General features: G+C 63.6%; 24 protein-coding genes. 16 read left to right on the top strand and 8 right to left on the bottom strand.

Annotation, left to right across the window (positions count from 1 at the left end; translation table 11 throughout):
• Positions 1–33: 33 nt before the first annotated feature.
• The 4 genes from A7A77_RS13735 to hemE all read right to left on the bottom strand — a co-directional run bounded on the left by A7A77_RS13735 (position 34) and on the right by hemE (position 3,440).
• Positions 34–426, bottom strand: a complete 393-nt coding sequence (locus tag A7A77_RS13735) for a BLUF domain-containing protein (protein WP_066559404.1) — start codon at positions 424–426, stop codon at positions 34–36.
• A 16-nt stretch (positions 427–442) separates the two neighbouring features.
• Positions 443–1,696 (bottom strand): transcription termination factor Rho, encoded by a 1,254-nt coding sequence (gene rho / locus A7A77_RS13730; protein WP_066559401.1) that lies wholly within the window; start codon positions 1,694–1,696, stop codon positions 443–445.
• Positions 1,697–1,905: 209 nt separating this feature from the next.
• Positions 1,906–2,358 carry a CopD family protein gene (locus tag A7A77_RS13725; protein ID WP_066559399.1) on the bottom strand — a complete coding sequence of 151 codons (453 nt, stop codon included), beginning with the start codon at positions 2,356–2,358 and terminating at the stop codon, positions 1,906–1,908.
• Between the two features lie 56 nt (positions 2,359–2,414).
• Positions 2,415–3,440 (bottom strand): uroporphyrinogen decarboxylase, encoded by a 1,026-nt coding sequence (gene hemE / locus A7A77_RS13720; RefSeq protein ID WP_066559397.1) that lies wholly within the window; start codon positions 3,438–3,440, stop codon positions 2,415–2,417.
• A 317-nt stretch (positions 3,441–3,757) separates the two neighbouring features.
• On the opposite strand from hemE, the gene A7A77_RS13715 reads away from it, so the two are divergent.
• The 4 genes from A7A77_RS13715 to coaE are packed head-to-tail and all read left to right on the top strand — an operon-like array spanning position 3,758 to position 6,637.
• Entirely contained in the window at positions 3,758–4,591 is an 834-nt protein-coding gene (locus tag A7A77_RS13715; RefSeq protein ID WP_066559394.1) for a pyruvate, water dikinase regulatory protein, read from the top strand.
• Positions 4,588–5,172, top strand: a complete 585-nt coding sequence (locus A7A77_RS13710) for a Maf family protein (RefSeq protein WP_066559391.1) — start codon at positions 4,588–4,590, stop codon at positions 5,170–5,172. The genes A7A77_RS13715 and A7A77_RS13710 overlap by 4 nt, the downstream gene beginning before the upstream one ends.
• A complete protein-coding gene (gene aroE / locus A7A77_RS13705; RefSeq protein ID WP_066559382.1) occupies positions 5,169–6,029 on the top strand; it encodes a shikimate dehydrogenase in 861 nt (286 codons plus the stop codon). The genes A7A77_RS13710 and aroE overlap by 4 nt, the downstream gene beginning before the upstream one ends.
• The gene (gene coaE, locus A7A77_RS13700) at positions 6,026–6,637 is read left to right on the top strand and encodes a dephospho-CoA kinase (RefSeq protein WP_066559380.1); all 612 of its coding nucleotides are present in this window, start codon (positions 6,026–6,028) and stop codon (positions 6,635–6,637) included. The genes aroE and coaE overlap by 4 nt, the downstream gene beginning before the upstream one ends.
• Before the next feature lie 58 nt (positions 6,638–6,695).
• Here the strand turns inward: coaE and clpA are convergent, their stop codons facing one another.
• Together clpA and A7A77_RS18335 are read right to left on the bottom strand one after the other, a co-directional pair.
• Positions 6,696–9,080 (bottom strand): ATP-dependent Clp protease ATP-binding subunit ClpA, encoded by a 2,385-nt coding sequence (gene clpA / locus A7A77_RS13695; protein WP_066559378.1) that lies wholly within the window; start codon positions 9,078–9,080, stop codon positions 6,696–6,698.
• 186 nt (positions 9,081–9,266) lie between these two features.
• Complete coding sequence (locus A7A77_RS18335; RefSeq protein WP_066559482.1) at positions 9,267–9,482, bottom strand: DUF1192 domain-containing protein; 216 nt, start codon at positions 9,480–9,482, stop codon at positions 9,267–9,269.
• A gap of 132 nt (positions 9,483–9,614) precedes the next feature.
• Between A7A77_RS18335 and A7A77_RS13685 the strand changes: the two genes are divergently transcribed.
• The 3 genes from A7A77_RS13685 to A7A77_RS13675 all read left to right on the top strand — a co-directional run bounded on the left by A7A77_RS13685 (position 9,615) and on the right by A7A77_RS13675 (position 13,313).
• Positions 9,615–10,592, top strand: a complete 978-nt coding sequence (locus A7A77_RS13685) for an NAD(P)H-quinone oxidoreductase (RefSeq protein ID WP_066559374.1) — start codon at positions 9,615–9,617, stop codon at positions 10,590–10,592.
• A 188-nt stretch (positions 10,593–10,780) separates the two neighbouring features.
• Complete coding sequence (locus tag A7A77_RS13680; RefSeq protein ID WP_066559371.1) at positions 10,781–11,458, top strand: DUF1013 domain-containing protein; 678 nt, start codon at positions 10,781–10,783, stop codon at positions 11,456–11,458.
• Between the two features lie 145 nt (positions 11,459–11,603).
• Entirely contained in the window at positions 11,604–13,313 is a 1,710-nt protein-coding gene (locus A7A77_RS13675) for a long-chain-fatty-acid--CoA ligase (RefSeq protein WP_245638487.1), read from the top strand.
• 44 nt (positions 13,314–13,357) lie between these two features.
• On the opposite strand, the gene A7A77_RS13670 is transcribed toward A7A77_RS13675, so the two are convergent.
• On the bottom strand, positions 13,358–13,726 hold the full coding sequence (locus A7A77_RS13670) for a bactofilin family protein (RefSeq protein WP_066559363.1): 369 nt from the start codon (positions 13,724–13,726) through the stop codon (positions 13,358–13,360).
• Positions 13,727–13,730: 4 nt separating this feature from the next.
• Positions 13,731–14,912 carry a M23 family metallopeptidase gene (locus A7A77_RS13665; RefSeq protein WP_245638486.1) on the bottom strand — a complete coding sequence of 394 codons (1,182 nt, stop codon included), beginning with the start codon at positions 14,910–14,912 and terminating at the stop codon, positions 13,731–13,733.
• A 350-nt stretch (positions 14,913–15,262) separates the two neighbouring features.
• On the opposite strand from A7A77_RS13665, the gene A7A77_RS13660 reads away from it, so the two are divergent.
• From A7A77_RS13660 to A7A77_RS13620, 9 genes are all read left to right on the top strand, one after another.
• The gene (locus tag A7A77_RS13660; RefSeq protein WP_082836139.1) at positions 15,263–16,567 is read left to right on the top strand and encodes a glutamate-5-semialdehyde dehydrogenase; all 1,305 of its coding nucleotides are present in this window, start codon (positions 15,263–15,265) and stop codon (positions 16,565–16,567) included.
• Positions 16,568–16,588: 21 nt separating this feature from the next.
• Positions 16,589–17,239, top strand: a complete 651-nt coding sequence (locus tag A7A77_RS13655) for a nicotinate-nucleotide adenylyltransferase (protein ID WP_066559359.1) — start codon at positions 16,589–16,591, stop codon at positions 17,237–17,239.
• Positions 17,240–17,378: 139 nt separating this feature from the next.
• On the top strand, positions 17,379–17,789 hold the full coding sequence (gene rsfS, locus A7A77_RS13650; RefSeq protein WP_066559356.1) for a ribosome silencing factor: 411 nt from the start codon (positions 17,379–17,381) through the stop codon (positions 17,787–17,789).
• A gap of 83 nt (positions 17,790–17,872) precedes the next feature.
• The gene (locus tag A7A77_RS13645) at positions 17,873–18,295 is read left to right on the top strand and encodes a 23S rRNA (pseudouridine(1915)-N(3))-methyltransferase RlmH (protein WP_066559353.1); all 423 of its coding nucleotides are present in this window, start codon (positions 17,873–17,875) and stop codon (positions 18,293–18,295) included.
• Between the two features lie 2 nt (positions 18,296–18,297).
• Entirely contained in the window at positions 18,298–19,428 is a 1,131-nt protein-coding gene (locus tag A7A77_RS13640; RefSeq protein WP_066559349.1) for a murein hydrolase activator EnvC family protein, read from the top strand.
• 107 nt (positions 19,429–19,535) lie between these two features.
• Positions 19,536–20,879, top strand: a complete 1,344-nt coding sequence (locus A7A77_RS13635) for a S41 family peptidase (protein ID WP_082836138.1) — start codon at positions 19,536–19,538, stop codon at positions 20,877–20,879.
• Positions 20,880–20,904: 25 nt separating this feature from the next.
• Complete coding sequence (locus A7A77_RS13630; RefSeq protein WP_066559346.1) at positions 20,905–21,393, top strand: disulfide bond formation protein B; 489 nt, start codon at positions 20,905–20,907, stop codon at positions 21,391–21,393.
• Between the two features lie 3 nt (positions 21,394–21,396).
• Positions 21,397–21,927, top strand: a complete 531-nt coding sequence (locus A7A77_RS13625; RefSeq protein ID WP_066559343.1) for a demethoxyubiquinone hydroxylase family protein — start codon at positions 21,397–21,399, stop codon at positions 21,925–21,927.
• A 90-nt stretch (positions 21,928–22,017) separates the two neighbouring features.
• The gene (locus A7A77_RS13620; protein ID WP_066559334.1) at positions 22,018–22,578 is read left to right on the top strand and encodes a hypothetical protein; all 561 of its coding nucleotides are present in this window, start codon (positions 22,018–22,020) and stop codon (positions 22,576–22,578) included.
• The last annotated feature ends 41 nt before the right edge of the window (positions 22,579–22,619 follow it).

The raw sequence follows: 22,619 nt of genomic DNA, 5'->3' as shown, positions 1-22,619 counted from the left end.
CCCCCCCCCCCCGCCGGTCAACCCGGCAGCAGGTCAACCAAGCGACGCGAAGCCATGCACTTCGCGTTGCACCTTGCTGTCGAGCGTGGTCGGGATAGTCCGGCCAATCGTTTCGCGCCGCGCTTCGACTCTATCTGCCAGATGGACCCAGCGCATCGACCAGATCGGGAAGGTCCGCCGTTCGACCATCACGTCATGGCGAACCACGATATCGCCGTGACGAGGGTCGCCGTATAGCCGGTGCATGAGAGCGGTGATCGCCGGCCCTGCCCCTTCGACGAACTGCAGGAATCGCTGTCCGTCGAAAAGCAGGATGCCGGTAATCTCTTCGATCGCGTTGCGGTACTGGGAGGCTCCGACGATCAGCCGCACATCACGCTCCGTGATGTCCGGTGTCGCCGTACTGGTATAAAGCAGCTGCCTCACACAGTCTCCCTGCCGATCACTGGTTCATGGTGGCGAAGAAGTCTTCGTTGGTCTTCGAATCCTTCATCTTGTCGAGCAGGAATTCCATCGCGTCGACCGTGCCCATCTGCATCAGGATGCGGCGCAGGACCCACATCTTCGACAGGTTGTCCTTGCCGACCAGCAGCTCTTCCTTGCGCGTGCCGGACTTGCCGACATCCAGCGCCGGGAAGATGCGCTTGTCCGCAACCTTGCGGTCGAGCACGATTTCCGAGTTACCGGTGCCTTTGAACTCTTCGAAGATAACCTCGTCCATGCGGCTGCCGGTATCGATCAGCGCGGTGGCGATGATGGAAAGCGAGCCGCCCTCCTCGATATTACGGGCCGCACCGAAAAAGCGCTTCGGACGCTGCAACGCGTTCGCATCGACACCGCCGGTCAGCACCTTGCCCGACGAGGGAACGACGGTGTTGTAGGCGCGGCCAAGACGGGTGATCGAATCGAGCAGGATGACGACATCCTTTTTGTGCTCGACCAGGCGCTTGGCCTTTTCGATAACCATTTCAGCAACCTGCACGTGGCGCTGCGCCGGTTCGTCGAAGGTGGAGGAGATCACCTCACCCTTCACCGAACGCTGCATATCGGTAACTTCTTCCGGACGTTCGTCCACCAGCAGGACCAGCAGGAACACTTCGGGATGATTGTCGGTGATCGCCTTGGCGATGTTCTGCAGCAGCACGGTCTTACCGGTGCGCGGCGGCGCGACGATCAGCGCGCGCTGGCCCTTGCCCTGCGGCGAGATGATGTCGATGACGCGGGCCGACTTGTCCTTCACCGTCGGATCGACGGCATCGAGCACCAGCTTCTCGTCCGGATAGAGCGGCGTCAGGTTGTCGAAGTTGACGCGGTGGCGCACGACGTCCGGATCGTCGAAATTGACCTTCAACAGCTTCGTGAGGGCGAAATAGCGCTCTCCGTCACGCGGGGCGCGGATTTCGCCTTCGACCGTGTCGCCGGTGCGCAGCTGGAACTTGCGGACCTGGTTTGGCGAAACGTAGATATCGTCCGGCCCGGCGAGGTAGTTCGCTTCGGGGCTGCGCAGGAAGCCGAAACCGTCGGGCAGCACTTCGATCGTGCCGATGCCGAGGATTTCCTCGTCTTCCGCAACTTCCTTCAGGATCCCGAACATCAGGTCCTGGCGGCGCATGGTCGACGCGCCTTCGACGCCAAGTTCCTCGGCCATCTCGACCAGCTCGGCGGGGGTTTTCTTTTTGAGTTCCTTGAGGTGCATTTTCGTTTCCGTGTGGAGTCTGGCAGGTCCCCCGCCTTGCTCGAACCGTCGGTTCGTAAAGGCTGTTGCGGGGCCTTGGTCTATGGGCTTGGTGAAAGCGGACCTGATCGCCGTTCCAGCGATCCACGGCAGGATGCCGTCCGTTTCCAGATATGCTCAGGGGTGCCCCGCGTCAATTGCCCACGCGCGGCAACGGGGCTGAATCGCGATCAGGCGAGGTAATATTTGCCCACGATCACCGTCGTGACGATCAGGATCGCGGCCATGCCCGGCACTTCGTTCAACAGGCGCAGCTGCTTGCCGGTAAGGTTCGGCTGCCCGCAGGCCAGCTTTTTCGCATAGCCGATCATCCAGCCATGATAGCCCGAAAGCACCAGCACGAAGAGCAGCTTGAGGTGAAACCACCCCGCGCTCCACGCATCGATGGTGAAGGCCAGTGCCAGCCCGAACGCCCAGACGAGCACGATCGACGGGTTGAGGATGATCTTCACCAACCGCTTCTCACGCTCCACCCAGCGTGCCGCCTCTTCCGACCCTGCCGGTGCTTCCTGATGATAAACGAAGAAGCGGGGAAGCATGAACAGCCCCGCCATCCAGAAGATCACGAAGACCAGATGGCCAACCTTCAGCCATGGATAGAGCAAGGACAGGATCTCCTGCATGAAACGTCAGATAGGACGGCCGGCGCCTCGCGCAAACCCCCGCAAACGGCAAAAAATCAGCGCGACCAGCTCCGCACGGTCGCCAGCAGTTCCTCGACATGGGCAATCGGGGTCTCTTTCCCGATGCCGTGGCCCAGATTGAACACGTGAGGCCGGTCGGCGAACACGTCGAGCACATGGCGCGCGCGCTGTGCCAGCCGGTCCCCGCCTGCCAGCAGCAGCAGCGGATCGAGATTGCCCTGAACCGGCATGTTTGCGGGCAATTCACGCGCGGCCCAGACCGGATCGACCGTTTCGTCGACGCCCACTGCATCGACGCCGGTTTCGCGCGCGTAAGCCGCCAGCTTCTCGCCCGCGCCCTTCGGAAAACCTATGACGGGAACGTCGGGACACTGCGCCTTGAACCGCGCCGTGATCGCCGCATTAGGCGCTATGACCCAGCGTTCGAATTCATCCGGTGCCAGACTTCCTGACCACGAATCAAACAGTTGCACCGCTTCGGCCCCAGCCCTCGCCTGCCCGACCAGGTATTCGACCGTCACGTCGGCAATCGCATCGATGATCGCGCCGAACGCCTGTGGATCGCGATAGGCCATGGCCCGCGTCTCGTGCTGGTCGCGGCTGCCTTCCCCGTTCACCATGTAGGTCGCCACCGTCCACGGCGAACCGGCAAAGCCCAGCATCGTCTTCGTATCGTCCAGCCGCTTTACGCACAGTTCCACCGTGCGATAGATCGGAGTCAGGCGTTCGGGCACCATTTCCAGCGCGGAAAGCGCGGCATCGGCAAGGCGCGGCGACAAGTGCGGCCCTTCGCCGGCAAGGAACTGCAGGTCCTGCCCCATCGCATAGGGGACGATCAGGATATCGGAGAACAGGATCGCGCCATCGAAGCCGAACCGGTCGATGGGTTGCAGGGTGACTTCGGCCGCCGCTTCACTGTCATAGACCAGCGCGAGAAAACCGCCCTTTTCCGCACGAAGCGCACGGTATTCGGGCAGGTATCGCCCTGCCTGGCGCATGAGCCAGAGCGGACGGCGGGACGCGTTTGTCCCTTTCAGGGTATCGAGCAAAAGACCGGGCATGCGTGCTTCCAGACAACAATAAATATGATTTTAAAAGGGCTGATGGAGTCTGTTGGCCCTGTGGATATCGGGGATTGGCGCGCCCTGCCCGATTTATCCGGCAAAGGCCACTGGCAATGCGGTCATCCGAATCCCGACTCTTGCGCGGTCAAACGAAACTTGTTCGCCTTCTCCACAGGCTGTGGGTGATAGTTGTTCCTGTCCAGAAATACCCCGTACGGAATCAGGGATAGCGGGGAGGGAATTGGCCCTTCATCTTGTCCGCATGCCTCTCCCGTGGTTTATCCCGCGGTCTGTCCACAAGCTGCCGGGTACCGATGACCAAGCTTCACCTTCATCTCCTGTCCGATTCGACCGGCGAAACGCTGGAGATGATCGCCAAGGCCGCATTATCGCAGTTCGAGGGCGTGGATGTGGAGCGTCATTTCTGGCCGATGGTGCGATCGCACCAGCATCTTGACCGGATCATGTCGGAAATCACGCAATATCCGGGCCTCGTCATCTTTACACTGGTGAACCAGGAAATCCGGACACAGCTTGAAGCGGCCTGCGCCGAGGCGGACCTTGCGACCGTATCGGCGCTCGATGCAGTGACCAACAGCCTGTCGCGGGTGCTGGGCCAGAAACAGTTGCATCGGCCCGGTCGCCAGCACCAGATGGACGATGCCTATTTCGCGCGGGTGGAGGCGATCCAGTACACGATCGCGCATGACGACGGCCTGTTGTGGGAGGAATGGGAAGAGGCCGACATCATCCTTGCCGGCGTTTCACGCACATCTAAAACGCCGACCGCGATCTATCTCGCCAATCGCGGGTTTCGCGTCGCCAATATCCCGATCGTGCCACAATCGCCGCCGCCTACTGCACTTTACCGGCTGAAACGCCCGATGGTCGTCGGCCTGACGACATCGCCCGACCGGCTGGTGCAGGTACGGCGCAACCGCCTGCTTTCATTGAATCAGGCGCCCGATACCGAATATGTCGACAAGGAGCGGGTGGACGACGAAGTCCGCTATGCCCGCCGCATGTTCGCCGACAACAACTGGCCGGTCATCGACGTGACCCGCCGCTCGATCGAGGAAACCGCTGCCGCCGTGATCAACCTGCACAACGAACGCCGGATCGAACGGGCGGGGCCGAAACCGGTATGATCGTGCTGGCATCGAAAAGCGCGTCGCGTCAGGCGATGTTGACGGCTGCCGGCGTCTCGTTCGAGGCGGTGCCCGCCGATCTGGACGAACGCGCGCTGGAGGCTTCACTCGAAGGCGCGTTGCCCGAGACTGTCGCAACCTCGCTTTCCGAAGCAAAGGCACTGGCCGTTTCCGCCGCAAGGCCGGGCTCGCTGGTGCTGGGCAGCGATTCCCTTGTTGTCGTGAATGGCCAGCGGTTCGACAAGCCGCAGGGGCGAGAGGATGCTGCGCGGCACTTGCGCTTCTTTTCGGGCAAGACGATGCGGCTTCACAGCGGCGCCGCACTGGCTCGCGACGGAGATGTCGTGTTCCGCACCGTCAATCTGGCCGAACTGAAGGTGCGCGAACTGACCGACGCCTTCATCGAACAGTATCTCGATGCCGAATGGCCCGAAGTCGGCTATTGCGTCGGCGTATTCCGGATCGAGGCGCTTGGCCCGCAACTGTTCGAGAATATTTCCGGCGACCAGTTCACGGTGCTCGGCATGCCGCTTCTCGAAGTGCTGGGTGCCCTGCGCGCGGAAGGCGAGCTGCCGACATGAGCCTCGCCTATGCCGAAGTGATCGGCGATCCCATCGCACAGTCCAAGTCGCCCGCGATCCATAACTTCTGGCTGGAAAAGGCCGGAATCGATGCCGAGTACCGGCTTTGCCATGTCAGGCCCGCCGAACTGGCGGATTATCTGGCAGAGCGCAGAAGCGATCCCGACTGGCGCGGTTGCAACGTGACCATGCCGCACAAGCAGGCGGTGATGCCGCTGCTCTATTCCATCGACGAAACTGCTCGCCGCATCGGTGCCGTCAACACGATCTATCCCGCCTTTGATCGCTTGCTGGCGGGCACCAATACGGACGCTGCCGGCTTCCTCGAACCGTTGCGGGACGATCTGGCTAAGGCACACTATTTCCGCATGGCGCGGATCATCGGCACCGGCGGGGCGGCGCGGGCGATCATCACCGCACTGGCCGATGCGGGACTCGTCCTCGTCGTCGCGGCCCGCGATCCCGACAAGGCGCGCGCCCTGCTGGACGAGCTCGATCCCGGCGGCGAACACCATGTCGCCCCGCTTGATCATTTTGCGCAACGCACCGATTTCGAATTCGACGACCGCGAGGGGTGCCTCGACCTTGTCGTCAACGCGACATCGCTCGGCATGGTGGGGCAGCCGGAACTTGCGCTGGAATTCAGCCACGTTCCGCCCGGTTCGATCTGTTACGACATCGTCACCGCGCCGCTGGCAACGCCGTTCCTGACCGAAGCGGCCAAGCGCGGCTTTCGCACGATCGACGGGCTGAACATGCTGATCGGGCAAGCCGCCGTTGCGTTCGAACGGTTCTTCGGCGTTCCCGCCCCGCGTGAGGCTGGCGATGTCGACCTTCGCCGGATCCTGACGGCATGACCCGCTCCGGCCCGCGCCCCTTCATCCTTGGCCTCACCGGATCGATCGGCATGGGCAAATCGACCGTGGCCGGAATGCTGCGCGATCTTGGCGTGCCGGTCTTCGACGCCGATGCCGAAGTGCACCGGATGCAGGGGTCGGGCGGAGAGCTTTTGCCCGCGATCGAGGCGGCCTTTCCCGGTTCGACCGGCCCCGATGGCGTGAAACGGGCAGAGCTTGGCGCAATCGTGTTCGGCGATCCCGATGCACTGGCCCGGTTGGAGGCTATCGTCCATCCGGTGGTGTCTGCCGAACGTGGCGAATTCATGGATGCGAACTGGCACGAGCCATTGGTCGTGTTCGATGTGCCGCTGCTGTTCGAACGCACGGGTACGGCGGGGCTCGATGCCGTGGCCGTCGTTTCCGCTCCGGCAGGGGAACAGCGCCGCCGCGTGCTGGCGCGCGACGGCATGACGGAAACGAAATTCGAGGACATCCTTGCCCGCCAGATGCCCGATGCCGAAAAGCGCCGGCGGGCCGATTACGTGATCGATACCGGCACCACGCTGGAAGCGACGCGCGAACAGGTGGCCGCGATGGTCGAGACCATCCGCAAGCGTTCGGCCTGAAAAGAGAAAGGCGGCCCCGCAGGACCGCCTTTCCGCTCATCGACTGTGTGGGGCAGGCTTATTCAGCCTTGTCGTCGCCCGACTTCGAAGTCTCGCCCGGCTTCTTGGCTGGCGTGACTTTCTTCGCTTTCGTCTTGCGACGCTTCACCACCTTGGGCGGTGCCGGCGTCAGTTCGAATGCCAGCACCGGTTTGCCGTCCTCGTCCTTGACCGAGACGTGGACTTCGCCGCCCTGCGCCAGTTTGCCGAACAGCAGTTCTTCCGCCAGCGGCTGCTTGACCTTTTCCTGTATGAGGCGGCCCATCGGGCGCGCGCCATACAGTTTGTCATAGCCGCGATCGGCCAGCCAGCTGCGGGCATCGGTGTCGAACTGGATGTGTACGTTCTGGTCCGCCAGCTGCAGTTCGAGCTGGAGGATGAACTTGTCGACCACGCGCGAAACGATCGCCTTGCCAAGGTAGGCGAAGGGCACGATCGCATCGAGACGGTTGCGGAATTCCGGCGTGAACAGCTTCTTCACCGCATCGTCGCCCGCATCCTCCTTGGATACGTCGCCGAAGCCGATCCCGCTCTTGGCCATGTCCGCCGCACCCGCATTGGTCGTCATGATGAGGACTACGTTGCGGAAATCGACGGTCTTGCCGTGGTGGTCGGTCAGCCGGCCATTGTCCATCACCTGCAGCAGGATGTTGAACAGGTCGGGGTGCGCCTTCTCGATCTCGTCCAGCAGCAACACGCAGTGCGGCTGCTGGTCGATGGCATCGGTGAGCAGGCCGCCCTGATCGAACCCGACATAGCCCGGAGGGGCACCGATCAGGCGCGAAACCGAGTGACGCTCCATGTATTCGGACATGTCGAAACGCTGCAGCGGGATGCCCATGATGGAGGCAAGCTGGCGCGCGACTTCGGTCTTGCCGACGCCGGTGGGGCCGGAAAACAGGAACGAGCCGATCGGCTTGTCCGGATCGCGCAGACCCGCACGGCTAAGCTTCATCGCGGTCGACAGAACCTCGATCGCCTTGTCCTGACCGTAGACGACCTGCTTCAGATCGCGCTCAAGGTGTTCGAGCGCCTTCTTGTCGTCCTTCGAAACCGACTTGGGCGGGATGCGCGCCATCGTCGCGATCACGGCCTCGATCTCGCGGGCGGTGATCGTCTTCCGGCGGCGGCTGGGCGGAACCAGCATCTGCATCGCGCCAACCTCGTCGATGACGTCGATCGCCTTGTCGGGCAGCTTGCGATCGTTGATGTAGCGGGCCGAAAGCTCCACCGCCGTCTTGATCGCGTCAGGCGTGTATTTCACCTGATGGTGATCCTCGAACGCGGAACGCAGACCCCTCAGGATCTTGATCGTATCCTCGACCGTGGGTTCGTTCACGTCGATCTTCTGGAACCGGCGCAGCAGGGCGCGGTCCTTTTCGAAGTGGTTGCGGAACTCCTTGTAGGTGGTCGACCCGATGCAGCGGATCGATCCGCCCGACAGGGCCGGCTTCAACAGGTTCGATGCATCCATCGCGCCGCCGCTGGTGGCGCCCGCACCGATAACGGTGTGGATCTCGTCGATGAACAGGATCGCTTCCGGCATCTTTTCCAGTTCGTTGACGACCTGCTTCAGCCGTTCCTCGAAATCGCCGCGATAACGGGTGCCCGCCAGCAGCGCGCCCATGTCAAGCGAGTAGATCACCGCGTCCATCAGGACTTCGGGCACTTCGCCTTCGACGATCTTGCGGGCCAGACCTTCGGCAATCGCCGTCTTGCCGACGCCGGGATCGCCGACATAGAGCGGGTTGTTCTTCGACCGGCGGCACAGGATCTGGATCGTGCGATCCACTTCCGGCCCGCGTCCGATCAGCGGATCGACCTTGCCGGCCAGCGCCTTTTCATTGAGATTGACCGTGAACTGGTCGAGGGCGGTTTCCTTCTTGCCCTTCGCGCTCTCGGTCTTTTCCTCCTGCTTCGCTTCTTCGTCGGCGCCCTTGGCCGGGCGCTGTTCGACCGCGCGGCCCGACTTGCCGATGCCGTGGCTGATGTAGCTTACGGCGTCGAGGCGGCTCATGTCCTGCTGCTGCAGGAAATAGACGGCATACGAATCACGTTCGGAGAACAGGGCGACAAGCACGTTCGCGCCGGTCACGGTGTCCTTGCCCGAAGACTGGACATGCAGGATCGCACGCTGGATCACGCGCTGGAAGCCTGCAGTGGGGGACGGGTCCGCCTTCTCCGCGGTTTTCAGCGACTGGTATTCCTGGTCCAGGTACTGTTTCACCACGTTGGTCAGTTCGGGCAGATCGACGCCGCATGCTTCCATGACCTGCGCCGCGTCGGGATCGTCGACGAGTGCCAGAAGAAGATGCTCCAGCGTGGCATACTCGTGGCTGCGTTCCGCAGCATTGGCGAGCGCCGTGTGAAGCGTCTTTTCGAGGCTTTGGGCAAATGATGGCATCGTGTCAGGCCCTTTCTGTGCCTAAGGAAGTGAGTCCGATTCCCTTGATTTCGTTATAACCCAAAGGGTCTGAACGAAGGGCAAACAAACTCCTTGTTGCAATGCAGCACAAATGCCGCACCTGCGTAAAGAAAAATGCGACGAATGCAGGCCAGCCCGCCAGATCAGGGCGAGGCCGCACGCGCGTCATGCCGGTGGTTCCGCCTTTTTCGGGGCGAAGAGTGCGTCGGCGGCCAATCTGTGCGCCACCGCCTTGTCCATGTGGGAACGGCAGCGGACGATTTCCGCCTCCAGCTGAGAAATGCGAATTTCCAGCTCGTCCTGCGAATAGCTGTCCAGGCTTTCGCTGGTGAGGCGGCTGGCATTGTCGCCGCGGGTCCGGGGGCGATCGTCGTCGTCCATACTGCTGATGACAATCTTGGGTCTCTGCAGCTTGCTGTCAACGGGCAGCGCGTTTACTCCACCGTGCAATTGTGGCGAAATCCACAATCGAGGCATGCAACTAGCCAGGGGGAAGCCGTGTTGCCTGATAGAATGACCGCGATCCTGTGCGACGGGGCAGGGGGCCCCGAAGTGCTCGTCGCGCAAGAAGTGCCCGTGCCTGCGCCGGGGGCTGGCGAGGTGCTGATCAAGGTTGCGCATGCCGGTGTGAACCGGCCGGACGTGATGCAACGCAAGGGCCTTTACCCGCCGCCGGCGGGCGCGCCCGATATTCCGGGGCTGGAGATTGCCGGCACCGTCGTTGCCGTGGGCGAGGGCGTTGACGCTGCGCTCGCCGGAACGAGGCAGTGCGCGCTGGTGATCGGCGGCGGTTATGCCGAATATTGCGTCGCGAACGCGGGCCATTGCCTGCCGGTGCCCGATGGCCTTTCGCTGGCAGAGGCGGCGGCGATGCCGGAAACGGTGTTTACCGTCTGGCACAATGTCTTTGAACGCGGGCTGGCGGCAGAGGGGGACTGGTTGCTGGTCCACGGCGGCACCAGCGGAATCGGCACGATGGCGATCATGCTGGCGCACTTGTTCGGCCTGCGCACGATCGTGACCTGTGGCAGCGAGGAAAAGTGTGAGGCTGCGCGCAAGATCGGCGCCAACCACGCCATCGACTACAAGACCCGGGATTTCGTGGAGGAAGTGACCCGCATCACCGGCGGACGCGGGGTTGATGTCGTGCTCGACATGATCTCCGGAGATTACGTTGCCCGCAACATCGCCTGTATGGCGGACGATGCGCGGCATGTGACCATCGCGGTCATGGGCGGAGTGAAGGCGCAGATTCCGATGCACAAGGTGATGACCAAGCGCCTGACGCTAACCGGTTCCACCCTGCGCCCGCGTTCGGCGGCTTTCAAAAGCGCCGTTGCCGACGAGATTCGCGGCACGGTCTGGCCCTTTGTCGCCAGTGGCCAGTTGCGGCCTGTCTTGGACAAAAGCTTCCCGCTGGCCGATGCGGCAAGTGCGCATGCCCGCATGGATGGCGGGGATCATATCGGCAAGATCGTGCTGGACATATGAGGGCCGAACAGGCGCATGACGAATGCGCCCTTGCCCAAATGCCGTACATCCCCTAAATGCCACGGTGCAAGCGGCCGCTCCGGAAGGGGCGGCCCTTATCGTTTTTCCGCCCGGAAGCTTTCCAAAACATAGCGCCGGGCCTTGTCCGGAAGGATGCCCACGTGAGCCAGAAACAAGCCACTCCGTTGATGCCGCACGCCACGGCGAGCTGGCTGGTCGACAATACCGGCCTGACGTTCGAACAGATCGCCGACTTCTGCGGCCTCCATATTCTGGAAGTGCAGGCAATGGCCGACGATCTGGCCGGTGCGAAGTACACGGGCCGCGATCCGGTGCGCGCGGGCGAACTGACCCATGAAGAGATCGAGAAGGGTCAGAACGATTCGAACTACAAGCTGAAGATCCACAAGGCGCCGGTGCAGATCCAGCGCACCAAGGGTCCGCGCTACACCCCCGTGTCGAAGCGTCAGGACAAGCCGGACGGCATTGCATGGATCCTGCGCAACCACCCCGAAATGTCGGACGCGCAGATCGGCAAGCTGATCGGCACGACCCGCAACACCATCGGCGCGATTCGCGAACGCTCGCATTGGAACATCCAGAACATCAACCCGAAGGACCCGGTGACGCTGGGCTTGTGTTCGCAGCGCGAGCTTGACGCCGCCGTTGCCAAGGCCGCGAAGAAGGCCGGTATCGAGGCTTCGGCCGTTCCCGATTCCAAGCTGGTCGACGACAAGCAGGCGCTGATCGACGAGCTAAAGAAAGAGCGTGAGGACGCTGCCCGCGCAGCCGTTGTCGCCGCACAGGAAGCGGAAGCCGAAGCATGGCTTGCCGCCCGCCGCGAGGAAGGCATTCCCGAGGAATAAGCCCGCCTTCGGCAGGTTACGTTACGGTATTCGAAAGGCCCGGCCCGCACCCATGCGGAGCCGGGCCTTTTGCTGCGCGTGCGAGGCGGCTACCTTGCCGCCGGACCGATAAAGGTCCACAATAACTGACATGAATGTAAATAACATGGAGAGGATGCTTCCCGGCGAATGGCCGCGGGAGGCAACGCCGGTAAACTATCGCCACCCGATCGCATGGGACAGCGAGTTCGAGCCACTGTCAGTGCCCGATCTTTTCGAACGCGGCGTCTGTCTGGCCGGTACGCGCAAGATTGCCGACTTTTACGGACGGCGCACCAGCTACGTCGATATGCGGGAAGAGGCGCGAAAGGTCGCCGCCGCGCTGCAACGTGCCGGCGTGGGGAAGGGGGACCGGGTCGGTCTCTACCTGCCCAACGTGCCCGTCTATCTCGCCGCCTATTACGGGACGATGATCGCCGGGGCGACGGTGGTGAACTTCTCGCCGCTCTACACGGTGGAGGAACTGGCCGCGCAGGTCGAGGATTCGGGCGTGAAGATCCTTTTCACCATCGATTCCGTCGCCCTGTTGCCGACCGCGCGCGAAGTGCTCGACTGCTCGGCCCTTGAAACGCTGGTGGTGAAGGGGCTGGCCGACATGCTGCCGCGGCTGAAGTCCGCGCTATTGCGGATTGTCGGGCGCAACCAGCTGGCCGAGATACCCTCGGGCGACAGCCGCGTTGTTCCGTATGACCGGTTCGTGGCCGGATGCGGCCAGCCCGATCCGGTGGACATCGACCCCGAAAACGACATTGCCCTGCTGATCTACACCGGCGGAACGACGGGCCGGCCCAAGGGCGCGATGCTCAGCCACCAGAACATGACCGTCAATGCGCGCCAGACCTTGCGGGTCGATGTGCATCGGGGGGAGCGGGACATCATGCTTGGCGTCCTGCCGCTGTTCCATGTCTTTGCCAACGTCGTCGTGCTGAACCGCACGGTGCTGGACGGCGGTATGATCGTGATGCTGCCGCGTTTCGATGCGCGCCAGACGCTGAAGGCGCTGGCCCGCGTGCGCGCCACGTCCTTTCCCGCGGTGCCGACCATGTTTCAGGCGCTGCTGGACCATCCCGATATCGCGAAGACGAATTTCGATTCGCTGCGCGTCTGCATTTCCGGCGGCGCGCCGTTGCCGCTGCCGCTGAAGCGCCGGTTCGAACAACGCACGGGCGCACACATCGTCGAAGGCTATGGCCTGACCGAAAGCGGAATCGTTTCGACAAACCCGTTCGATGGCTGGGATTCCGAAAAACCCGGCACCATCGGCCAGCCCCTGCCGGGGACGCGCGTGCGCCTGCTGGACAAGGAAGACCCGACGCGGCTTGCCCCTGCCGGAGAGCCGGGCGAACTGGCGGTGAAGGGCCCTCAGACGATGAAAGGCTACTGGAACAGGCCCGAAGGCGGCACGGTATTTCAGGATGGCTATCTGCGCACCGGCGATGTCGCCACGATCGACGCCGACGGGTTCGTCACCATCGTCGACCGGATCAAGGACATGATCAGCGTGGGCGGGTTCAAGGTGTTCCCCAGCCATATCGAGGAGATCATCCTTTCCCGCCCGACCATCCGCGAAGCACTCGTCATCGGCGTGCCGCACGATTACCTTGGCGAGATTCCGAAAGCCTACGTGACGCTGGCCGAAGGTGCGGAGGAAGACGAAGCGACATTGCGCGACTGGATCAACACGCACGTCGGCAAGCACGAACGTGTTCGCGCTGTGGAGATCCGCGACGAATTGCCCAAGACGATGATCGGCAAGCTGGATCGCAAGGCCCTGCGCGCCGAGCTGGCCGCAGAATCGGAAGAGCCGGTCGCCTGAGGTCTAACCCCCCGGCACCGGCTCCTCGTCGCTATCCAGAAAGTTCAGTTGGCCAGGCTTAGGACCGGCTCGTCTGCCTTCTTTGCGGAGCCATGCGGTCGCTGGGCGAACTTTCCCTCGACACACGCACCCTGTTCGATGGTCAGCGTGTCGTAGAATACGTCGCCGGTGATCTTCGCGCTTTTCAGCACGACAAGGGTCTTGGCCGTGATCGACCCTTCGACCGTGCCGGCAAGACGGGCCGAATCCGCGCTGATGGAGCCGGTGATCGCGCTCTGCTCACCCTGAACCAGCGTGCCGCAATCGATGTCCCCTTCGACGCTGCCGTCGATGTGGAGATCTTCCGATGCGGTGATGTCACCCTTGATCTTGAGGTCGGCACCCAGCACCGAAAACGTTGAATTGCTTGCCACGGGATTAGCCGTCCTTTGCGGGCGCGTCGGCTCCGCCGTCTTGTTTTTCTGCGAGAACACGCTTTGCTCCAAGAAGGCTTGCGCCCTTTTCCAGCATGGGACGCGGATTGACCGCGCGATTATTGATGCGAACCTCGAAATGGAGGTGCGGGCCGGTCGAACGGCCGGAAGAACCGATTCGGCCGACAATGTCACCGGCATTCACCGGATCGCCGACCTTCGCCTCGAACTTCGACATGTGAGCATAGCGGGTCATCAGCCCATTGCCATGGCGAATTTCGACGCAGCGCCCATATCCGCCCTTCCAGCCGACGAAACTGACCTTGCCCTTGGCCGCCGCGTGGATCGGCGTGCCGATGGGGCCGCGGAAATCGAGGCCGGCATGCATGGCGCCGTGGCCGTTGAACGGATCGCGGCGATAGCCGAAGCCAGAAGAGATCATGTCGATGCTGGCGGGCAGAACGTTCGGGATACCCTGAAGCCCGCGTTCGAGCGCACTCATCCGCGCAAGCGACACGCCGAGCTTTTCGAAGCGCGGGTCAAGCGACTTGCTGCCGGTGGTGAAAGCCTCGAACGGGCCACCCATCGCGGCGTTGGCGGTGTTGCGCACGATCGCTTTCGGATCGAGCCCGATGGTGCGGATCGCTGCTTCCGCCCGCGCGGCGCGCTTGTCGGCAAGGCGGGTGAGCGCTTCGACGAAGGCGAGCTGGCGCGCTTCCATCTGGGCAAGACCCGAAGCTTCGGGAACGGCGGCGCTGACCTTGTCCACGGTCTTGCGGGTTTCGGCGGTGCTGTCCTGCACGCCGGTCACGTCCTTCACCGTCGGCAGCGTGCCGAGGTGGCTTTCGACCATGTCGTCGATGAAATCCTGGCGGCGGGAAAGATCGGAAGCAACTTCGCCCAGATCGTCGCGATAAGCGGCGACGCGGCTTTCGGCGGTGGCGATCTTGGCTTCGCGAGTGGCGAGTTCGGCAGCGTTCTGGTGCTGCAGCCATTCGTTCACGAGAGCCGTGGCCATCGTGCCGGTCCACACCATCGCCAATGCGGCGATCGCGGCGGCTCCGCGCTTCTGGAACTTGGCGCTGATGCGGACGAACCGCACCTGCCCCTGCGAACGCATGATGAATTCGCGATCCGGAAACCAGTTCTGCAGGCGGGCCGATAGCCCGCTGGCGACCTGTGTCACGTCAAGACCCCGTGTCCCTTTCAACTCCGCTGGGGGTGCGAAGTTTTCCCGTCGGCACTTTGGCTAACAGGGCGAAGGTTAACGTCGAGTTCTCGAATCTGTCTTTCAGATGAACCGTTGGACCGATGCGGTGAATTGAGGCGGAATTGTGAAAAACTTCACTCTGTCCCGGGAACGGACAGTTTTCTAAGGAGTTGTGAGGCGCCTCCAGACAGGTCCCGGCACCTCTGGGCAAGATTCGAAAAATCGTGCGAAACATCGCATCGGCCGCACGAAGCAACATTGCCCGAACCCGCCCTGAAATACCCTGACAAAATACCGTCACGGTGGTAGGCGCTGCCGTCATGACAATGCAGCAGGACCTTACCGTGCGCGAAAGCGAATCAGGCCAGGCAGGCGCTCTCGTAGATATGGATGCGCTGATGGCCGAACTGACAGGCAAGGCGCGAAGCGCCCAGCGCGTGCTGGCCGCGATGCCGGATGCGCGCAAGGCAGAGGCACTGCGCCATGCGGCGCAGGCCCTGCGCGATGCCGCGCCAACCATTATTGCCGAAAACGCCAAGGACATCGCCGCAGGCGAAGCGCGCGGGCTGTCGTCTGCCATGCTCGACAGATTGCGGCTGGACGAGGCGCGGCTTGCCGGTATCGCCGACGCGGTGGAGCAAGTCGCGAACCTGCCCGATCCCGTGGGGCAGGTGATCGACCGGTCGGAGCGTCCCAACGGGTTGCAGCTCAGCCGTGTGCGCGTGCCCATCGGGGTGATCGGCATCATCTACGAAAGCCGCCCCAACGTGACGGCCGATGCGGCATCGCTGTGCGTGCGGGCGGGCAATGCCACGATCCTGCGCGGCGGTAGCGAGGCGGTTCATTCCAATCGCGCGATTCTGGCCGCATTCGGCAAGGGACTGGCCGAAGGCGGCATTCCCGCCGATGCGGTGCAACTGGTTCCCACGCAGGACAGGGCTGCTGTCGGCGCATTGCTCCGCGCATCGGAAGGCGTGGACATGATCGTACCGCGCGGCGGCAAGAGCCTTGTCGCGCGGGTTCAGGCCGAGGCGCGGGTACCGGTGCTCGCCCACCTCGACGGGATTTGCCACACCTATATCCATGCCGCTGCCGACAGGGACATGGCCGAGGACGTGGCTTTCAACGCCAAGATGCGGCGCACCGGCATTTGCGGCGCGATGGAAACGCTGCTCATCGATGCCGCCTATCCGCAGGCGGAACCGCTTGTCGCCAAGCTGATCGATGCCGGATGCGAATTGCGCGGGGATGGACGGGCGCAGGCGCTCAATCCCAAGATCCTGCCCGCCACGGCAGAGGACTGGGATACCGAGTATCTGGAGGCCGTGCTTTCGGTCGCAGTGGTCGACGGGCTGGACGAGGCGCTGGCGCATATCGCCGCGCATTCGTCGGGGCATACCGACGCCATCATCACCGCCGACGCGAACGTGGCAGAGCAGTTCCTGAACGCCGTCGACAGTGCGATCGTCATGGCCAACGCTTCCAGCCAGTTCGCCGATGGCGGCGAATTCGGGCTGGGTGCGGAAATCGGCATCGCGACCGGAAGGCTCCACGCGCGCGGCCCCGTCGCGCTGGAGGGGCTGACCACATACAAGTGGCAAGTACGCGGGACAGGCCAGACACGGCCATGATGTGCCGGCCCTGATGCCGCGGTGACAGCGCCGATCCATACCGGCCTGCTGGGTGGCAGTTTCAATCCGGCGCACGGCGGGCATCGCCGCATCACGCTTTTCGCGATGGCTGCGCTGGGCCTGGACGAGGCATGGTGGCTGGTTTCCCCCGGCAATCCGCTGAAGCCGAAGCGGGGCATGGCGCCGCTATCCGCGCGGATGGCCTCTGCCCGTAAACAGGCACGCCGCGCGCCGATCCGCGTCACCGCGATCGAGCGGGAGCTGGGCACGGTCTTTACCGTCGATACCTTGCTGGCGCTGGTGCGCCGCTATCCCAAGCGGCGGTTCGTGTGGCTGATGGGCAGCGACAACCTTGCCCAGTTCCATTTGTGGAAGGATTGGCGGAGGATAGCGAAAGCCATGCCGATTGCGGTAATCGCGCGTCCGGGGTATGATGCGCATGCCGTGACAAGCCCTGCCACGGCCTGGCTTCGGCCTTACCGGGTACCGGCAGCCAGATTGCGAAACCGGGTTAGTTGGAGCGCACCGGCACTGGTGTTCCTGGCATTCGATCCCGATCCGCGCTCGGCCACGGCCCGGCGCAAGGCAGAGCCCGACTGGGCTGAAGCCTTTCTTGCGGCAAATCCGCGCGATGCGCTGACCCGCAAGGTGATTTCGGGAGACCCGGCTTGAGGCCTGTCGCGAAAAGCGAACATGAATCAGCCAGATACCGGTTTCGTTTTGCCTGCACGGTGCAGGAAAGGTTCATGCGCGCGAACTGTTCGTCGCATGGCCCGTTGAACGGCAAGTACAAGGAGCCTACATCAACCCCATGAATACGGCCCATGCCATGCCGGAGAAGTCCGGCCTTCCCACATCCGCGAGCGGTATCGCCGACATCGATGCCGAGCCCGGATCTCTCCACGCCCTGGTGCTGCAGTCGCTTGACGACGACCAGGCGCAGGACATCGTCTCCATCCCCCTTGCCGGAAAGAGCTCCATCGCGGACCAGATGGTCATCGCGAGCGGTCGCTCCAGCCGTCAGGTCGGCGCAATGGCCCAGAAACTGGCCGAGCGCGTGAAGGAGAACGGCTTCGGTCCGGTCCGCATCGAAGGACTGCCCGCAGCCGATTGGGTGCTGATCGATGCCGGTGACGTCATCGTCCACCTGTTCCGCCCCGAAGTGCGCACGTTCTACAACCTGGAACGCATGTGGGGCTTCGGCGAAGGCGGAACAGCTTAACCACGCGCGCATCCGCCTTGCCGCGCAGGGATAACCTGCAGGCCGGGTGGACGTGAATTGAGCGAGCGGTGTAACAGGCCCTCATGCGCCTGCACGTCATCGCTCGCGGCAAGATCGGCCGTTCGGCAGAAGCCGAGCTTGTGGCGCGTTATGCCAAGCGGGTGACATGGCCGATGAAATGGACCGAACTGCCCGATACCGGCGGCTCGGTGCCCGCTCCGGTGACGCCTGTGAAAGAGGTCCTGCTGGACGAGCGGGGCAAGCAGATGTCGTCGGAAGATTTCGCGAAATTGCTGGAAGGCTGGCGCGACAACGGCGTGCGCGAAGCCCGCTTCCTGATCGGCGCGGCCGACGGGCATGGCGATGCGGCGCGCGAAAAGGCGGACGTGTTGCTCGGCTTCGGCCCGATGACGTGGCCGCACCTGATGGTCCGCGCGATGCTGGCCGAACAGCTTTGGCGCGCGACCAGCATTATCGCCGGCCATCCCTATCATCGGGCCGGATAGTAATGCGCTGGCAGCCCCTCGTCCTTCTGATAGCCCTGCTGCCCGCCGCTGCCGGTGCCGCCACCAATGCCGATCGCCTGCGCGAGGTGGAGGCAGCGCGCGCGCTGGCCGAGAAGCAGGCGGCGCAATTCGCCGATCAGGCCCGATTGATACAGGACTCTGCATTGAAGGCCGAAGCGCGGGCCAATCGCCTGACGGCAGAGATTGCCGAGGCGGAGAGCCGGCTGGAAGCCGCGCAGATCCGTGCCGAGACTGCCGGAACCCGGCTTGCCTTGCTGCGCGACGATCTGGCGATTAGCCGCAAGCCGCTGTCGCGCATGATGGCCGCGTTGCAGCGGCTGGCGCGCAGGCCAACGCTGCTGCTGGTCATGCGCCCGTCCTCGATCCGCGATTTCGTGCGGATGCGGGCGATGGTGGCGGGGCTGCAACCGCAGATCGCCACGCGCACCGCCGATCTGCGCAAGGACCTGTCGGAAGCGAGAACGCTGGCGGACGAGACGGAGACGGCCCGCGCCGATGGCGAACGAGCGCGGTCCGACCTTGCCGAACGGCGCGAGCGGCTGGCCGAACTCGGTGCGAAGAACCGGCTGACGGCCAGCGACCTTGTCCAACAGGCGAGCGCCGCGCGGCGCGAAGCCACCTTGCGCGGGGCGCAAGCCGCCTCGATCGGCAAGCTCGTGGCCGACGAACGGGCAGGCGAACGCACCTTGGCGGCGCTTGCCGCCTTGCCCGCGCCATCGCTGCTGGCGGGCACCGGCAAGGCGCAGACCGTTTCGGGCGATACGCCGAAAGTGCCGGTAAGGGGCCGACTGCTTGCCGGTTTCGGAGAGCGGGATGCAGCCGGAGGACGCAGCAAAGGCATGACCATCGTGCCCGCGCCCGGCGCTGCGATCACGGCGCCGCTGGCCGGTGAAGTCGCCTTTGCCGGGCCGTTTCGCGGCTATGGCACGCTTGTCATCCTGCGCCATGCCGGCGACCGCACCAGCCTGCTGGCCGGGCTTGCCGCCGCGACCGTGAAGGTGGGAAGCAAGGTTCGCCGCGGCGAAACGGTGGGCACGGCGCCCGATGCGAACCCGGCCATTCTTTACGAACTGCGGCAGGGGCAGCGCGCGGTTCACCCGCTGAAACCCTGAACCGGGACCGAATTGCTGCCATCTGGCGTTAAGCCCGCTTAGGTTATACATTCCCCCGCGACCGGATGGCGCCGATGCCCGTCCGAAATACAGGATACCGATTGCCCATGGCTCTGAAGATCGCGCCGTTCATGCGTTCAGCGGCTCTTGTCACCGCACTGGCGCTGCTGCCCGCGACGACGGCGGGGCTGGCCGCGGTGGATGGCCGCGGCGCGCCGGAATTCGGCAAGCTGATGGTCATCTATCAACGGATCCAAGCCAATTACGTCGATCAGGTGGATGATGAAAAGCTGATCCGCGGCGCGATCGACGGCATGCTCGCCAGTCTCGACCCGCATTCGGCCTATCTGGATGCCACCGCGTTCGACAGCCTTCGCACCCAGACGGAGGGCAACTACGGCGGCCTTGGCCTGTCGGTCACGATGGAAGACGGCGTGGTGAAGGTCATCGCGCCGACGCGCGGCACCCCTGCCGACAATGCCGGTATCAAGGCGGGCGACTATATCACGCACCTTGACGGGAAGCTGATCTACGGCGGCTCTCTGGACGAGGCGGTGGAACAGATGCGCGGGAAGCCGGGCACCAGCATCGCGCTTACCATCTATCGCCCGGGCCGCGACGAACCCTTCGACGTTAGTGTCGAACGCGCGATCATCGAATTGCGCCCGGTGGAATATTCCATCGACGGCCGGATCGGCGTGATCACCGTATCCTCGTTCAGTGCCAACGTCGGGCGCGAGGTGGAAAAGGCGATGGACGGCATCCGCAAGGATCTCGGCGGTACGCCCGACGGCATCGTGCTCGACATGCGGTCCAACCCCGGCGGATTGCTGGACGAAGCTGTGGCGATGAGCGACCTTTTCCTCGACAAGGGGCAGATCGTGTCCCAGCGCGGCCGTTTCGCCCGCGACAACGAAAGCTATGTCGCGCGCACCGGCGATATCGCGCGCGGCGTTCCGATCATCGTGCTGATCGATGCGGGCACTGCCTCCGCATCCGAAATCGTGGCAGGCGCGTTGCAGGATCATCACCGCGCCCTCGTCATGGGAGAACGCAGCTTCGGTAAGGGCAGCGTGCAGACGCTGGTTCCGCTAACCAACGATTCCGCATTGAAGCTGACGACTGCGCGTTACTACACGCCGTCTGGCCGTTCGGTGCAGGAAGGCGGGATCGAGCCGGATATCGCCGTGCCGCAGATGTCCGACCCCGATGCACGCCTGCGCGCCGAACGCGCGATCCGCGAATCCGATCTGCGCGGGCACCTGATCAACGAAATGGATCTCGACGATCGGGAGCTTGAGCGTGACAAGATCGACGACCCGCGCTTCCAGATTACGCCGGAAGAGTTGGAGAAGCAGGGGATCGAGGATTTCCAGCTGCATTACGCGATAGACACGCTTCGCAACACGCGCCTTGCGAAGCTGCCGGTCAAGGCGGTGGCGAAGAACTGATTAGCTTGCGGGGGCAAGACCAGCGATGACAGACAGCCTTTCCCGCGCGCGCCTGATCGCGCTGGCCGTTCCGGCGGCCTTGCTGGCGGGGGCCTATTCCTTCGAATATTTCGGCGGGCTCTACCCCTGCGAGATGTGCTGGTGGCAGCGTTATGCCCACTATGCGGCACTGGGATTTGCTGTTCTCGCCTTCATGGTCGGCACCGAAGCGGTGACGAAATGGCTGGTGCGGCTGGCGGGCGTGGCGATCCTCGTGTCCGGCCTGATCGGCGCCTTTCACGCCGGTGTGGAATACGGCTGGTGGGAAGGGTTCACGCAGTGCACCGCGCTTTCCGTCGGCGAAGGGCAGTCGGCGCTGGACGCGATCATGGGCGCACCGACGGTGCGTTGTGACGAGGTGCAGTGGAGCCTGTTCGGCATTTCGATGGCGGGCTGGAATTTCCTGATTTCCGCCACGGCTGGCATCGTCGTTCTGGTGCTTTCGGCACGGACCGGCAATTCGCGCGTTGGATAAAGCATGAGCAGAGAAACTCCCGGAACCGAGACGATCGAACAGATGATCCGCGTCGATCAGGCGGGGGAGTTCGGGGCGACGCGCATCTATGCCGGGCAACTGGCGGTGATGGGTGACCGCGCACCCGGCGCGGGCGATATTTCCGCGATGGCGCTGCAGGAAGCAGACCATCTCCACCGTTTCAACGTATTGATGAACGAACGCGGCGTGCGCCCCACGGCGCTGCAGCCCTTCTGGGACGTGGCGGGCTTTGCACTGGGCGCGGCAACGGCGCTGATCGGGCCGGAAGCGGCCATGGCCTGCACCGCCGCAGTCGAAGAAGAGATCGACCGGCACTATACGAAGCAGCTCGACACCCTTGGCGACAATGACAAGGAACTGGGCGACATGATCCGCGAATTCCGCGAGGACGAGCGGGAGCATCGCGAAACCGCGCTTGCCGCAGGGGCGGAACGGGCACCTGCCTATCCGCTGCTGTCGGGTGCGATCAGGCTGGGCTGCCGCGCGGCGATTGCTATTTCGAAACGAATCTGAAGGGCCAAGGGCGCGCTTCACCTGTCATTCAGTGCACGACAGCCCTATATTGGCCGAACACAACCCGCGCTTAAGGAGGCGCAAGACAGCATGACCCGTATGCTCACCACCGCACTGGCAGCCGTTGGCACCTTCGGCCCCGCGCTGCTTTTCGCAGCCCCCGCCGCCGCGCAGGAAGCGGATGTGCCGGTGAACCAGGTCATCGTCTATGGCGATCAGGAATGCCCGCCCTCCACCGCGGACCAGATCACCGTCTGCGTGCGGCAGGAAGATCCCTATCGCATTCCGCAGAACCTGCGGCAGAGCGAATCCAAGCAGAACGAGGCATGGGCCGAACGCGTTGCGGCCAACCGCAACGTCGGCGCGACCGGCGCGGGCAGTTGCAATACCGTCGGTGCCGAGGGGCAGACCGGTTGCTCGCTGGCCGAAATCGATCAGGCCTATGCCGAAAAGCGCAACAGTTCCGATGTGCAGATGGGCAAGCTGGTGGCAGAGGCGCGGGCCGAACGTCTTTCCGAAATCGACGAGACTGCGCGGCTGGATCAGCAGCGTGTCGAAGCGATCGAGGCCGAGTACGAGGCCCGTCGCAAGGCGCAGGAAGCAGCCGCCGGCGATGCGGATGCCACGCCATTGCCCGATCCGGCCCAGTAAGTTTGAAATCATGCAAAAAGGGGCGCGGATACGATCTCCGC

The organism is Croceicoccus bisphenolivorans, assembly GCF_001634625.1.
Lineage (GTDB): Bacteria > Pseudomonadota > Alphaproteobacteria > Sphingomonadales > Sphingomonadaceae > Croceicoccus > Croceicoccus bisphenolivorans.
This window is presented reverse-complemented; position numbering and strand designations above follow the sequence as displayed.